Below are 13787 nucleotides of genomic sequence, written 5' to 3'. Positions count from 1 at the left end.
GGTTGCGGAGCTGTTTGTTCCACAACTTGTACAGAGGGGCCTCTTGGTGAGCGAGAAGCAGCAACCCGGCGTCTGGGAGGGCTTCAAGACCTTCCTCATGCGGGGCAATGTCATCGATCTGGCCGTCGCGGTGGTCATCGGAGCGGCCTTCACCAACATCGTCAACTCGGTGGTGAAGGGCATCATCAACCCGATGGTCGGTGCGGTCGGCACGAAGAACCTCGACAGTTACAGCTCCTGTCTGAAGGGGCCGTGCCAGGGCAGCGGGGACACCGCCACGGGCGTCCGGATCCTCTGGGGCTCGGTGCTGGGCGCCACGCTCAGCTTCGTGATCACCGCGGCCGTCGTCTACTTCCTGATGGTCCTGCCGATGTCGAAGTTCCTGGCCCGGCAGGCCGCCCGCCAGAAGGCGAAGGAAGGCACGCAGGAGATCATCGAGGTGTCCGAGCTGGAAGTGCTCAAGGAGATCCGCGACGCTCTGCTGGCTCAGCGCGGTTCGGGGCAGAGGCCCCACTAGGGCTGACCCGGCCGGGGCTGTGCCGGCCGGGACCGTCCCGGCCGAGCGTGTTGCCGCGGCTGCGTGTGTTGTCGCGGTGGGGACCGGGCGGGGGCCGGTCCCGAAGGCGCCGGGGCCGCGTTCGGCGGCCCCGTTGCCGGGCTCAGATGTGGTGGGGCGGCTTCTCGTCGAGGAAACGCTTCAGGTCGGCGGCGCCGTCGGCGTCGCCGCCCGGCCGCTCGCCCCATCCCCGGTCCGTGTCGTCGGAGGACTGCTGGCTCAGCGGGTCGTCGAAGACGAGTGTCGGCTTCCGGGGAGCGGGGCGTACCTCCCCGGAAGACTCGGTGCGCGGTTGCGGGGCATCGCGCGGTTCGGGCGCGGGGGTGCTGCTCATGCGTCCAGGGTACGCCGAGGGCGTGCCGGCCCCCCGCGCCACGACCGGCGGATCAGGCCCCCCGCGTGGGCGCTCCGGGTTCTTTTCTGCTGTGCTTGGCCGCATGACGTCCAGTTCCGCTTCCGAGTCCGCACCGACGCCCGGCACGTCCCGGCTCGGGCCCCTGCGCAGGATGACCGCCCGGGGGCGGGACGAGGCGCACCGCGTCGCGACGCCGCTGGAGCTCTTCTTCGACCTGTGTTTCGTCGTGGCGATCGCCCAGGCCGGCGCGGAGCTGATGCACTCCATGGCCGGGGGTCACGCGGGCGAGGGCATCCTCAACTACGTGATGATCTTCTTCGCCATCTGGTGGGCGTGGATGAACTTCACGTGGTTCGCCTCGGCGTACGACAACGACGACGCGCTCTTCCGGGTGGTCACACTGGTGCAGATCGCCGGTGTGCTGGTGCTCGCCGCCGGTGTGTCGCGGGCGTTCGAGAACCACGTCTTCCTGGCCGTCTGGCTCGGCTACGTGATCATGCGGTTCGCGCTGATCACCCAGTGGCTCCGAGCGGCGCGCTCCGCCGAGGGCGCCGAGAGAACGATGGCGCTGCGGTACGCGGTCGGCGTGCTGCTGTGCCAGGTCGGCTGGCTGGGACTGCTGGTCCTGCCGGAGTCGGGCCGCGGCTGGGTGTTCCTGGTGATGGCCCCCTTGGAGATGTGCGTCCCGCTGTACGCGGAGAAGGACTACGTCACCTCGTGGCACGCGCACCACATCTCCGAGCGGTTCGGCCTGTTCACGATCATCGTGCTCGGCGAGTCGGTCTCCGCGGCCACGGTCGCCGTGAAGACGGGCGTCGACGAGCACGACGCGCTGGGCCGTCTGCTGCCCATCGCCGTGGGCGGCCTGCTGATCGTGTTCGCCGCCTGGTGGATCTACTTCGCGGTGCCCATCCACGGCTTCCTGCGGTCCAACAGACAGTCGTTCCTGTGGGGGTACGGCCACTATCTGATCTTCTCGTCGGCGGCCGCGATCGGCGCGGGTCTGGAGGTCGCGGTCGAGCAGGCGGTCGGCAAGGCCCACATCTCGACGCTCGCCGCGTCCGCCGCGGTGACACTGCCGACCGCTCTGTACTTCCTCATGGTGTGGCTCCTGCACGCACGCCACTTCAAGGTGGGCACCGCTCAGCAACTGGTCCTGCCCACGGCCGCGTTGCTGGTGATCCTGTGCACGTTCCTCGGCGACTGGGCGGTGCTCGTGGCCGGAATCGTGGCGACCCTGGCGGTGGCGGTGGGAATGATGCTGACCGCGCGGATGACCGCACCCGAGAGACGGGAGACGGCGGGGGCCGCGTAGAGCCGCTCGATCGGCGCGGGCACAAGCGGACGGGCGGACGCGGAGGAGGCGCGGGACGGAGGGGGAGCGCCGAGGGCGGGGCGGGGGAAACACTGGGCCCATGACAGTTGACGCTCTGACAGATGTCGCGGGGCTGCGCGTGGGGCACGCGACACGCACCGGCGGCGGTTGGCTCACCGGCACCACCGTGGTGCTCGCTCCCCCGGGCGGCGCCGTCGCGGCCGTCGACGTGCGCGGCGGTGGACCCGGCACCAAGGAGACCGACGCGCTCGACCCGCGCAATCTGGTGCAGAAGGTCGAGGCGGTCGTCCTGACCGGCGGCAGCGCGTACGGGCTGGACTCCGCGTCCGGGGTGATGGCCTGGCTGGAGGAGCGGGGCCGCGGCGTGCGGGTGGGCGTCGATCCAGCGCACGTCGTACCGGTGGTGCCCGCCGCCTGTGTCTTCGACCTGGGCCGCGGCGGCGACTTCCGGGCACGGCCGGACGCCGCCACGGGCCGGGCCGCGGTCGAGGCGGCGGCCACGAGTGGACCGGGCACCCCGGTGGCGGAGGGCTGCGTGGGCGCCGGCACCGGGGCGACGGTCGGGGCGGTCAAGGGCGGGGTCGGGTCGGCGAGCGCCGTACTCGATTCGGGGATCACGGTGGCCGCGCTGGTGGTGGCCAACGCTGCGGGATCGGCGATGGATCCGGAGACGGGCGCGCTGTACGGGGAGTTGCTGGGGGGCGGGCGGGCGGAGTACCCCGCGTCCGGGGTCCACGAGGCGGCTCGGAAGCGGCTAGCCGAGGCCGCCGCGAGGAACACGCCGCCGCCGCTGAACACCACACTCGCCGTCGTCGCGACCGACGCCGTCCTCACCCGGGCGCAGGCGCACAAACTCGCCGGGACGGCGCACGACGGCATCGCCCGCGCGGTGCGGCCGGTGCATCTGCTCAACGACGGGGACACGGTGTTCGCGCTGGCCACCGGCGTCCGGCCGCTCGCCGCCGGGGACCCGCTCGCGCTCAACGAGATTCTGGCGGCCGGCGCGGACCTGGTGACACGGGCGATCGTACGGGCGGTACGGGCGGCCGGCCCGGTGGACGGTCCGGGCGGGATGTGGCCGTCGTACGAGGAGTTGTACGGGAGCCGGTAGTCGATAACCAGTGGCCGGCATCGGGTGGCCGGGAGCCGACATCCGGAGGTCGGTGACCGGTGGCCGGAGGCCGGATGTCGGAGCCCAAAGCCCGGAGGTTGGTGGCCGGAGGTCGGAGCCCAAAGCCCGGAGGTTGGTGGCCGGAGGTCGGAGCCCAAAGCCCGGAGGTTGGTGGCCGGAGGTCGGAGGCCGGAGCCCGGATGTTGGTGGCCGGAGGTTGGTGGCCGGAGCCCGGAGGTCGGTGGCCGGAGCCCGGAGGTTGGCCGCCGGTGGCCGGAGGTTGGCCGCCGGTGGCCGGAGGTCCACATCCGGTGAGCGGTGGCCGGACGTCCACATCCGGTGGGCGGTGGCCGGAGGTCGGCAGCCGGTGGGCGGTGGCTCCGGGGCGGTCGTGAAGGGGGCGATTGTCCCGGTTCTGTCACCGGACGGCGTCAGGCGGAGATCGTGGGAACCCTTCTCTCCACCGCTCGCTCTTTCCCCACGCACCGGAGCGGATCACCCACACCACAAGGAACTGGAGAAGCCCGTGAATACGCCGAACTCAGCAGCGCGGCGCGCACTGGGGGCCTGTGCCGCCCTGATGGTCGGCGCCCTCGCCCTCACCGCCTGCGGCGGCAACGCCAGTGCCGACACCGAAGGCAAGGGCGGCAAGAACGGCAGCGGCTCGGCCAGGACGTCCACGGCGAAGATCGCCATCTCGGCCAAGGACGGTTCGACGAGCGCGTCCATCAACGCGACCGGAGTGAAGGTCAGCGACGGCAAGCTGACGGACGTGAAGATGACGGTGTCGGGGAGCGGTGCCGCCGTACCGGGGGCGATATCCGCGGATGGCGGCAGCTGGCAGCCCAAGGCGCGGCTGGAGCGTGGGACGAAGTACCAGATCTCGGCCACCGCGAAGGACGCGAGCGGGCGCACGGCCGCCGCCAACGCCATTTTCACGACGGTCTCTTCGAGCAACAGCTTCATCGGTACGTACACGCCCGACGACGGCAGCACGGTCGGCGTCGGGATGCCGGTCTCCTTCACCTTCGACAAGGCGATCAGCAAGCCGAAGGCCGTGCAGTCGCACATCACCGTCACTTCCAGCAGCGGTCAGCAGGTGGTCGGGCACTGGTTCGGCGGGCAGCGGCTCGACTTCCGGCCCGAGCAGTACTGGAAGGCCGGCTCCAAGGTGACGATGAAGATCGACCTGGACGGCGTCGAGGGGGCGAACGGCGTCTTCGGAGTGCAGAAGAAGACAGTCACCTTCACCATCGGCCGCTCCCAGGTCTCCACGGTCGACGTCAACACACAGACCATGACGGTGGTCCGGGACGGCAAGACCCTCAAGTCGGTGCCGATCTCGGCCGGCAGCCCTGAGCACACCACGTACAACGGGCAGATGGTGATCTCCGAGAAGTTCGCGCAGACGCGGATGAACGGCTCGACGGTGGGCTACGGCGGCGAGTACGACATCCCGGACGTGCCGCACGCGATGCGCCTGACGTCGTCGGGGACGTTCGTCCACGGCAACTACTGGTACAGCCGCGGGAATCCGCCCTTCGGCCGGCAGGGCACCAGCCACGGCTGCGTGGGAATGGCCGATGTGCAGGGCGCGCAGGGGGACACGACCGCCAAGTGGTTCTACGACAACTCCCTGGTCGGGGATGTCGTGACGGTGAAGAACTCGCCCGACAGGACGGTCGCGCCCGACAACGGGCTGAACGGCTGGAACATGTCGTGGAGCGCGTGGACCGCGGGAAATACCGCCTGACGGAGGGGCGTTGACGCCGAAGCGGGCCGTGTGGGAACTTGCCGCGCGGCCCGCTCGTTTTTGTGTCCGTACGTTTTCTCGGTTCCCAGGAATGATGTCGGACCGAGGGGCTACGGTATGCACCCACAAGGTGACATGCAGCAACGCCGGGAGAAACCTTGAGCGTTCCGTACGAGACAGCAGCGTACGAACCACCCGAGTCGCCCGAGTCTCCGGAGGAGCACCTCGCGCGGCTCCTCGGCCGTGCCCTGAACTCCTTCGAACTGCCCGACGAGGCGATACGCCGGCTCGACTGCGCGCTGGCGCACGACAGTTCCCTGCACTCCGCGCACCACAGCGCGGGGCTGCACCGCGAGACGTACCGGCACACCTGGCTGCTCGCCGACGGCTCCGCGGTCACGCTGTGGGAGCTCGTGCACAACACGGCGCCCGGAAGCGAGCCGCAGCACGAGGTGTACGTCGACGAGGAGGAGCTGCGTGCCGCCACGGCGCGGCTGCCGCTGCCGTCGGACGCGCCGGACTTCGAGCTGCCGGTGACGGTCGGGCTGTCGCCGATCCCGGAGCCGCGACACGCGTACGTGCCCGACGATTCGGCGGATCACGCGCGGCGTCTGCTGCGGCGCGCGGAGAACGCGGACCGGCCGGGTCCCGACCTCGCGACGCTGCTGCTGCGGACCGCGTTCGCGCACCAGATCACCCAGGCATTCGGCCGCCCCTGCCGGGCGGGCCAGGTGGGCCAGGCCGGCCTGTGCTTCTCGCTCTACGAGCACGCGTTCCTGCTCCGCGACGGCAGGGAGATCTCCCTGTGGGAGGTCGAGCACACGGCGACGCCGGACGGTCGGCACATGTGCGAGGTCTACCCGACGGAGGACGCGGCCCGCGCCGCGATGGAACGCCGGGCAGCGCGGCTCGGCTGACCCGACTGCACGCTGCCCGGTGTCGCAGGGCACACGGGTGCGGCGCCACGGGGCACGTGTTCTACGGGCGGCTGTCGCTGAACTGGCGCACCAGGCCCGCGAACGCGGCGCGCTCCTCGGGGGTGAGCTCGACGGACTCGGCGACAGGGCCGGAGCGCCGCTGGTGGGGCATCGCCCGCAGCACGGCGCCGTGGGACCGCGCGGGCCGCGTGGGCCCCAGCAGTCCCGCGGCGCGGGCCCGGCGCGTCAGACGGATCAGACCGATGGCCCAGACGACGGTCAAGAGGGCGAGGACGGCCACGCCTATCAACTGGGAGATCGATACATGCTCAGGCATACGCACCAGTAGACACCACGGTCCGGGGCTTGGCCCCGGACCGTGACGTATATCGCAGATGCCGCGAAGGTGTCGATCTCCCGCAGGTGCGGTGAACGGCTCACCACCGCCCCAATCGGGCGGACGGGGGCGCGCCTCAGGCGGCGACCGGCTCCGTGGTGTCGGCCTTCGTCGCTATCGGAACTTCCGCCACACCCGCGCCCGCACCGGCGGAAGCCTGCTTCCGCATGCCCTTCAGGACGACCACCAGGGCGGTGGTGACACAGACGCCGGCCGCGATGGCGATCAGGTAGAGGAACGGGTTGCCGATCAGCGGGACCACGAAGATGCCACCGTGCGGGGCCCGCAGCGTCGCGCCGAAGATCATCGACAGGGCTCCGGTGACCGCGCCGCCCGCCATGGCGGAGGGAATGACACGCAGCGGGTCGGCTGCCGCGAACGGGATCGCGCCCTCCGAGATGAAGGAGGCGCCCAGGACCCAGGCCGCCTTGCCGTTCTCGCGCTCGGTCTGGGTGAAGAGCCTGCCGCGCACCGTCGTGGCGAGGGCCATGGCGAGCGGAGGCACCATACCGGCCGCCATCACGGCCGCCATGATCTTCATGGCCGAGTCGCTGGGGCTGGCGACCGCGATACCGGCGGTGGCGAAGGTGTACGCGACCTTGTTGACCGGGCCACCGAGGTCGAAGCACATCATCAGCCCCAGCAGTGCGCCGAGCAGGACGGCGTTGGAGCCGGTGAGGCCGTTGAGCCAGTCGGTCATGCCCTTCTGCGCGGAGGCGATGGGCTTGCCGATGACCACGAACATCAGGAACCCGACGATCGCCGCGGAGATCAGCGGGATCACCACCACCGGCATGATGCCGCGCAGGGCCGCCGGGATCCGCACCTTCTGGATCCCGATCACCACACCACCGGCGATGAGACCGGCGGCCAGGCCGCCGAGGAAACCGGCGTTGATGGTGAGGGAGATCGCCCCGCCGACGAAGCCGGGCACGATACCGGGCCGGTCCGCCATGCCGTAGGCGATGTAGCCGGCCAGCACCGGGACGAGGAACCCGAAGGCGACGCCGCCGATCTGGAAGAGCAGCGCGCCCCAGCTGTCCCCCTGGGTCCACACGAAGTGGTCCATCACCGACGGCGCCTTGTTGATCTGGTAGCCGCCGATCGCGAACCCGAGGGCGATCAGCAGACCGCCGGCCGCGACGAACGGGACCATGTAACTCACGCCGGACATCAGCCACTTGCGGAGCATGGTCCCGTAGCCCTCACCGGCGGCACCGGCGCGCTCCACCGGCGTGCCGGGGGCGGAGCCCGCGGTGACCTCGCCGCGCTCCGCCTTGCCACGGACCTCGGAGATCAGCTCGGTGGGCCGGTTGATGCCCGCCTTCACACCGACGTCCACGGTCGGCTTCCCGGCGAACCGGTCCTTGTCCCGTACGGGCACGTCGTGCGCGAAGATCACGCCGTCCGCGTCCGCGATGACCGCAGGATCGAGCCGGGTGAACCCGGCCGAACCCTGTGTCTCGACGGTGAGTTCGACTCCCGCCGCGCGGCTCGCGTTCTCCAGCGACTCGGCCGCCATGTAGGTGTGCGCGATACCGGTGGGGCAGGAGGTGACGGCGACGATACGGAACGGACGCTCGGCGGCGGTGTCCGTGGCGGTGTCGGCGGAGGCCGCCGCCGACACCGCCACGGAGTCCTGGGCATCCTCGGCCACCTCGGCCGCCTTCGAGGCCCCGGCCCCGGTCGTCACCGGGGACGCGGCCGCACCGGCCGCCGCGGCCGCCGGGGACTCGTCCCCGCGGATGAGCGCGGCCGCCGCCGTCGCGTCGTCCACGGCCCGCAGCGCGGAGGTGAACCCGGCGTTCATGAGCTGGCGGGCCAGCGCCGACAGGATCGTCAGATGCGCGTCGTCGGCGCCCGCAGGAGCGGCGATCAGGAAGATCAGGTCGGCGGGGCCGTCCGGCGCCCCGAAGTCGATCCCGGCGGCGCTGCGCCCGAAGGCGAGCGTCGGCTCGGTGACGTGTTCGCTCCGGCAGTGCGGGATGCCGATGCCGCCGTCGAGACCGGTCGGCATCTGCGCCTCGCGGGCGGCCACGTCGGCGAGGAAGCCGTCGAGGTCGGTGACCCGGCCCTGGGCAACCATGCGCTCGGCGAGGGCACGTGCCGCCGCCTCTTTGGTCTCGGCGGACAGGTCGAGATCGACCAGGTCCGCGGTGATCATCTCGCTCATCGCGGGCTCCTTCGCACGCGTATCGCCCGTGGGGAGTGGGCGGGGGTGAGGACGGGGACGGGGGTGACGACGGGGGTGCCGCACGCGGAGGACTCCGGAGGTGCGGGGACGGTGAGGTCCGAGGGGATGACGGGATCTGCGGGATCTGCGGGGACGGCGCCGTGGAGGATGCTGTGGGCGGGAACCGGGAAGTCCCCCCACCTCAGCCCCCGTTCGGGAGGTTTCTTCAAAACCGGGCCGGGAGACGCATCCGCCACCGCGCAGGTACGCCGCACCTTCCGCGCCCGGCCAGGAGGTACCTTCCGGCCGGGACCGCGGCCCGACGCCCGCGAGGCCGGTCCGGGAAGCGTGCGTCGACCCGTGGCCGCGCTCGCGGCGGCGGGGTCCGTCATGACACCGGCTCCGTGAGGACGCGGTCCACGGGGATCTCCGTCGTGACGGTCACGCCGGCGGGGTCGAGATCGGCCGGTTTCGGCATGACGCTGCCGGGCAACTGCACGGCGGCGGCACCGTGGGCGACGGCGGAGGCGAGCGCTTCCGGGCCGCGGCCCCCGGCGATCAGGAAACCGGCGAGCGAGGAGTCACCGGCGCCCACGTTGCTGCGTACGGCGTCCACCTGGGCGCTGCCGAACCAGGCTCCCGAGTCGTCCACCAGCAACTGCCCGTCCGCACCGAGGCTCGCGAGCACGGCGCCCGCGCCCATCTCGCGCAGTTCCTCGGCGGCCTTGACCGCGTCGCCCACGGTGGTCAGGGGGCGCCCGACGGCTTCCGCGAGTTCCTCCGCGTTGGGCTTCACCACGTCCGGCCGCTCGCGCAACGCCGCGAGCAGCGCCGGTCCCGAGGTGTCCAGGGCGATCCGGGCACCTGCCGCGTGGGCACGGGCGACGAGGTCGGCGTACCAGGAGGGTCCCAGTCCGCGCGGCAGGCTGCCGCAGCAGGTGATCCAGTCGGTGTCGCCGGAACGGTACTGCCGACGCACCGTCTCCAGCAGCGACTCGGCCTCGGCGGCGGAGAGTTCGGGGCCGGGCGCGTTGATCTTCGTCAGGGTGCCGTCGGGTTCGGCGACCGAGATGTTCGACCGGGTGGCTCCCGCGACCGGTACCGGGGCGACCTCGATGCCCTGCGCGTCGAGCAGCTCGGCGACGAGTGCGCCGGGCGCGCCGCCCAGGGGCAGTACGGCGATCGTGCGCCGCCCGGCCGCGGCGACCGCGCGCGAGACGTTCACGCCCTTGCCACCGGGATCCACACGTTCGCCGGTGGCCCGGTTGACCTCGCCGCGGTCCAGCGAGGGGACTTCGTACGTGCGGTCGAGGGAGGGGTTCGGGGTGACGGTGAGGATCATGCGCGTACTACTTCCGTGCCACCGCGCTCGATGTCGGTGGCGTCTTCCGGGCTCAGACCTGTGTCGGTGATCAGCAGGTCCACGTCGCTCAGATCGCCGAAGCGGGCGAAGTGCTCCTGGCCGTGTTTGGAGGAGTCGGCGAGCAGCACCACCCTGCGTGCCGCCTGGACGGCCGCGCGCTTCACGGCGGCCTCGGCGAGGTCGGGGGTGGTCAGTCCGTGCTCGGCGGAGAAGCCGTTGGCGGCGATGAACAGGACGTCGGCGCGGATCTCGCCGTACGCCCGCAGCGCCCAGGCGTCCACGGCGGCGCGCGTACGGTGCCGGACACGTCCGCCGACCAGGTGGAGCTGGATGCCGGGGTGGTCCGCGAGGCGGGCCGCGATCGGCAGGCTGTGGGTGACGACGGTGAGCGTCGCCTCCAGCGGGAGGTCGCCGGCGAGGCGGGCGACCGTGCTGCCCGCGTCGAGGATCACCGTGCCGTCACCGGGCAGTTCCGCGACGGCGGCCAGGGCGATGCGGTCCTTCTCGTCGGCCGCGGTGGACTCGCGCTCGGCGAGATCGGGCTCGAAGTCCAGGCGCCCGGCGGGTATGGCACCGCCGTGCACCCGCCGCACGAGACCCGCGCGGTCGAGGGTCTTCAGGTCACGCCGGATGGTCTCCGCGGTCACCTGGAACTCCTCGGCCAGCGACAGCACGTCCACCCGGCCGCCGTCACGAGCCAGCCGGAGGATCTCCTGCTGCCGCTCCGGTGCGTACATGTCCGTTCGCCTCCGACTGATGCCCGAATCTGTGGTTTCAGTCGGAGGCTACGCCCGGATTTCCGGAAAGTAAACAGGTTCGGACGCTGGACGGACACAAACAGGCATCGACGCTCCTCGGAGGCGGCCCGAGAGCAGACCTGACCGATCCCCGCACCCGCCTGCGGACCGTCCTCGCCACCGGGCCCACCGGGCCCGCCCGCGCGAACGGCCGGTGCCCGCCCTCCGCGGACGGAGAGCGGGCACATGACCTGGGCGCCGGCCCCTCGGGCCGCTCGCTGTCGGACCTCGGGGGATCAGCCGGTCAGCACCGGCCCACCGTCGGACACCGTGGTGTCGCCCGACGAGCGCACCTCGTCCCGGACACCGCCCCGCCCGGCGGACGGGGGCTCCTCCCCGGCGGGGTCCTCGCCGACGGACCCCTCTCCGACGGGCTCCTCCCCCGCCCCCTCCACATGCTGCGCCGGACGCTTCGGCAGCGCGAACATCAGCAGGAAGATGACCGCCATGATCGCCGCGACCCAGCCCAGCGCGTACTGGAAGGCGTTCACGAAGGCCGGGCCCACCTGGACCCGGGTGAGCCGGTCGGCGATCCGGCCGAAGAACAGCACCGAGACCAGTCCCAGGCCGAGCGCGTTGCCCATCTGCTGCACGGTGTTGATGAGACCGGACGCCGAACCTGAGTGCTCACGCGGTACCTCCGACAGCACCGCGTCGGTCAGCGGCGCCACGATGAAGCCCATGCCCGCGCCCATGACCACCAGCGGAAGGGCCATCTGCCAGGAGGCGATGGACATGCCGTACCGGTCGGCCTCCCAGATGTAGAGCACCACGCCGACCGCCATGATCAGCGCGCCCGCCTGGAGCACCTTGCGCCCGAAACGCGGGACGAGCAGCTGCACGGACATACCGGCGGCGGCCGAGACCGCGATCGAGAACGGCACCCCGGTCAGCCCCGCCCGCAGCGGGGTCCAGCCCAGACCGACCTGCATGTACAGCGTCCACACCAGGAAGAAGATGCCGAGGCCGACCCCGAAGACGGTCTGTACGGCGATGCCCGCCGCGAAGCTCTTCACCTTGAACAGCGACAGCTCGACCAGCGGCGAACCGTCCCGCGCGGCCTTCCGCTTCTCGTACGCCACCAGTCCCGCGAAGACGACGAGGGAGCCGGCCATCGACCCGTACCCCCACAGCGGCCAGCCCAGCTCACGCCCGCGGGTCAGCGGGTAGAGCAGCATCAGCAGGGCCAGCGTCACGAGAGCCACGCCGACGAGGTCGAGCTTGAGGGCCTTCGGTGCCTTGGACTCGCTGATGAAGCGTCGTCCCAGGATCAGCGCGACGACACCCACCGGCAGGTTGATGAGGAAGATCGGCCGCCACTCCAGGCCGAACAGGTTCCACTCGGTGAGCAGCGCGCCGAGGAGGGGGCCGGACACGGCGCCCAGACCGATGATCGCGCCGAAGAGACCGAAGACCTTCCCCCGCTCGTGCGCCGGGAAGGTGGCGTGCACGATCGACAGCACCTGCGGCACCATCATCGCGGCCATGCCGCCCTGCAGGATCCGCGAGGCGACGAGCATCTCCGGGTTCGCGGCGAAGCCGCACAGCGCCGAAGCGAGGGTGAATCCGCCTATGCCGAGGAGGAACACCCGCTTGCGGCCGTGGATGTCACCGAGACGCCCACCCGTGATGAGGCCGGCGGCGAAGGCCAGCGCGTAGCCGGCCGTGATCCACTGGATCTGGCCGAACGAGGCGCCCTCGTCCCGCTGGATGGACGGGATGGCGATGTTGACGATCGTCACGTCGACCAGGTCCATGAAGGCCGCGGTCATCACGATGGCCAGGGCGAACCAGCGCCGCCGGTCGGCCGGGCCCGGCGCCCGCACGGCCACGCCGCTGGGAGGGATGTCGGTGGAGGTCATGAGAAGAAGGTAAGCCCCCATTAGGTCAGATCATGTCCTAGATGTGCGGCACTCTGGGAAACATGACGACGGACACGCCGGCCCGGCTTCTCCAGCTGCTCTCCCTCCTCCAGACGCCCCGCGAGTGGCCCGGCGGTGAGCTGTCCGAGCGGCTAGGGGTGTCGCGGCGCACCGTCCGCCGCGACATCGACCGGCTCCGCGAGCTGGGGTATCCGGTGCAGGCGACGAAGGGCGCCGACGGCGGTTACCGGCTGGTGGCCGGCAAGGCGATGCCCCCGCTGGTGCTCGACGACGAGGAGGCGGTGGCCATCGCGGTGGGTCTGCGGGCGGGCGCCGGGCACGCGGTCGAGGGCGTGGACGAGGCCTCCGTACGGGCCCTCGCCAAACTGGAGCAGGTGCTGCCGTCCCGGCTGCGGCACCGCGTGTCCACTCTGCAGGCCGCGACCACCCCGCTGACCAGTGGGGACGGGGCGACCATCGCACCCGAGACACTGACCGTGATCGCCTCGTCGGTGGCCGGCCGCGAGCGGCTGCGGTTCGCCTACCGCTCCGGGGACGGAACACCCTCGCGGCGGCAGGCCGAGCCCTACCGGCTCGTCTCCACCGGCCGTCGCTGGTACCTCGTGGCGTACGACCTCGACCGCGCCGACTGGCGCACGTTCCGCGTCGACCGCGTCACCGAACCCTCCGCGACGGGTGTCCGCTTCACCCCGCGCGAGCTGCCCGCGGGGAACGCCGCGGAGTATCTGCGGCAGTCGATGTACCGGCGCCAGGAGACGTACGACTTCGAGGTCACCTTCGCCGCACCCGCCGCGTTCGTCGCGGCCCGGCTGCCTCACTGGCTCGGCGCGCCCGAACCGATCGACGAGCACAGCTGCCGGCTGCGGTCCTCCGTCGGTGACTCGGTGGAGCGGCTGGCCGTGCGGATCGCCCTGGTCGACTGCGAGTTCACGGTCCGTCAGCCACCGGAACTGGTCGGCTACATAAGGGAGTTGGGCGAGCGTCTGACGCGGGCGACGGGCGGCGCGGAGGACTTCGGCACCGTCGGCGGGTGACGTACGCCGGACGGGGTGCGCCGACGGCCCGGGGGAAGATCACGTAGCGCTACCGGGCGGCCCGGCGCACGGCACCGGTCACGGTCGGCAGGATTTGCCCTTGTGGCAGACT

12 protein-coding genes are annotated in these 13787 nt (G+C 71.6%); 6 read left to right on the top strand and 6 right to left on the bottom strand.

The annotated features are described in order from the left end of the window. The first annotated feature begins 46 nt into the window (after positions 1-46). Positions 47-517 (top strand): large conductance mechanosensitive channel protein MscL, encoded by a 471-nt coding sequence (gene mscL / locus ACFVTC_RS22290; protein ID WP_390129581.1) that lies wholly within the window; start codon positions 47-49, stop codon positions 515-517. A 142-nt stretch (positions 518-659) separates the two neighbouring features. Here the strand turns inward: mscL and ACFVTC_RS22285 are convergent, their stop codons facing one another. Then, positions 660-890 carry a hypothetical protein gene (locus ACFVTC_RS22285; protein WP_390129579.1) on the bottom strand — a complete coding sequence of 77 codons (231 nt, stop codon included), beginning with the start codon at positions 888-890 and terminating at the stop codon, positions 660-662. 103 nt (positions 891-993) lie between these two features. Here ACFVTC_RS22285 and ACFVTC_RS22280 point away from each other — a divergent pair, with 103 nt between their 5' ends. The 4 genes from ACFVTC_RS22280 to ACFVTC_RS22265 all read left to right on the top strand — a co-directional run bounded on the left by ACFVTC_RS22280 (position 994) and on the right by ACFVTC_RS22265 (position 6028). Further along, on the top strand, positions 994-2226 hold the full coding sequence (locus ACFVTC_RS22280) for a low temperature requirement protein A (protein WP_390129577.1): 1233 nt from the start codon (positions 994-996) through the stop codon (positions 2224-2226). Between the two features lie 100 nt (positions 2227-2326). Continuing rightward, positions 2327-3358 (top strand): P1 family peptidase, encoded by a 1032-nt coding sequence (locus ACFVTC_RS22275; protein ID WP_390129575.1) that lies wholly within the window; start codon positions 2327-2329, stop codon positions 3356-3358. 526 nt (positions 3359-3884) lie between these two features. Further along, positions 3885-5111: an Ig-like domain-containing protein gene (locus ACFVTC_RS22270; RefSeq protein ID WP_390129572.1), complete on the top strand. Its 1227-nt coding sequence runs from the start codon at positions 3885-3887 to the stop codon at positions 5109-5111. A 158-nt stretch (positions 5112-5269) separates the two neighbouring features. Then, entirely contained in the window at positions 5270-6028 is a 759-nt protein-coding gene (locus ACFVTC_RS22265) for a DUF6227 family protein (RefSeq protein WP_390129570.1), read from the top strand. 61 nt (positions 6029-6089) lie between these two features. On the opposite strand, the gene ACFVTC_RS22260 is transcribed toward ACFVTC_RS22265, so the two are convergent. The 5 genes from ACFVTC_RS22260 to ACFVTC_RS22240 form a co-directional block, all read right to left on the bottom strand. Then, on the bottom strand, positions 6090-6365 hold the full coding sequence (locus tag ACFVTC_RS22260; protein ID WP_390129569.1) for a hypothetical protein: 276 nt from the start codon (positions 6363-6365) through the stop codon (positions 6090-6092). Positions 6366-6501: 136 nt separating this feature from the next. Next, positions 6502-8598 (bottom strand): fructose-specific PTS transporter subunit EIIC, encoded by a 2097-nt coding sequence (locus ACFVTC_RS22255; protein ID WP_390129567.1) that lies wholly within the window; start codon positions 8596-8598, stop codon positions 6502-6504. Between the two features lie 388 nt (positions 8599-8986). After that, the gene (gene pfkB, locus ACFVTC_RS22250) at positions 8987-9940 is read right to left on the bottom strand and encodes a 1-phosphofructokinase (RefSeq protein ID WP_390129565.1); all 954 of its coding nucleotides are present in this window, start codon (positions 9938-9940) and stop codon (positions 8987-8989) included. Beyond that, positions 9937-10698: a DeoR/GlpR family DNA-binding transcription regulator gene (locus ACFVTC_RS22245; RefSeq protein ID WP_390129563.1), complete on the bottom strand. Its 762-nt coding sequence runs from the start codon at positions 10696-10698 to the stop codon at positions 9937-9939. The genes pfkB and ACFVTC_RS22245 overlap by 4 nt, the downstream gene beginning before the upstream one ends. A gap of 296 nt (positions 10699-10994) precedes the next feature. Continuing rightward, the gene (locus tag ACFVTC_RS22240) at positions 10995-12620 is read right to left on the bottom strand and encodes an MFS transporter (protein WP_390129561.1); all 1626 of its coding nucleotides are present in this window, start codon (positions 12618-12620) and stop codon (positions 10995-10997) included. Between the two features lie 62 nt (positions 12621-12682). Here ACFVTC_RS22240 and ACFVTC_RS22235 point away from each other — a divergent pair, with 62 nt between their 5' ends. Then, complete coding sequence (locus ACFVTC_RS22235; RefSeq protein ID WP_390129559.1) at positions 12683-13675, top strand: helix-turn-helix transcriptional regulator; 993 nt, start codon at positions 12683-12685, stop codon at positions 13673-13675. Positions 13676-13787: the final 112 nt, after the last annotated feature.

The sequence above is a fragment of the Streptomyces sp. NPDC057950 genome, assembly GCF_042887295.1.
Taxonomy (GTDB): Bacteria; Actinomycetota; Actinomycetes; order Streptomycetales; family Streptomycetaceae; genus Streptomyces; species Streptomyces kaempferi.
This window is presented reverse-complemented; position numbering and strand designations above follow the sequence as displayed.

Excerpts from the sequence above, each read along its gene's own strand:
- ACFVTC_RS22260 (WP_390129569.1), bottom strand. The coding sequence starts at position 6,365 with ATGCCTGAGCATGTATCGATCTCCCAGTTGATAGGCGTGGCCGTCCTC.
- ACFVTC_RS22280 (WP_390129577.1), top strand. The coding sequence starts at position 994 with ATGACGTCCAGTTCCGCTTCCGAGTCCGCACCGACGCCCGGCACGTCC.
- ACFVTC_RS22275 (WP_390129575.1), top strand. The coding sequence starts at position 2,327 with ATGACAGTTGACGCTCTGACAGATGTCGCGGGGCTGCGCGTGGGGCAC.
- ACFVTC_RS22285 (WP_390129579.1), bottom strand. The coding sequence starts at position 890 with ATGAGCAGCACCCCCGCGCCCGAACCGCGCGATGCCCCGCAACCGCGC.
- ACFVTC_RS22240 (WP_390129561.1), bottom strand. The coding sequence starts at position 12,620 with ATGACCTCCACCGACATCCCTCCCAGCGGCGTGGCCGTGCGGGCGCCG.
- ACFVTC_RS22235 (WP_390129559.1), top strand. The coding sequence starts at position 12,683 with ATGACGACGGACACGCCGGCCCGGCTTCTCCAGCTGCTCTCCCTCCTC.
- ACFVTC_RS22245 (WP_390129563.1), bottom strand. The coding sequence starts at position 10,698 with ATGTACGCACCGGAGCGGCAGCAGGAGATCCTCCGGCTGGCTCGTGAC.
- ACFVTC_RS22255 (WP_390129567.1), bottom strand. The coding sequence starts at position 8,598 with ATGAGCGAGATGATCACCGCGGACCTGGTCGATCTCGACCTGTCCGCC.
- pfkB (WP_390129565.1), bottom strand. The coding sequence starts at position 9,940 with ATGATCCTCACCGTCACCCCGAACCCCTCCCTCGACCGCACGTACGAA.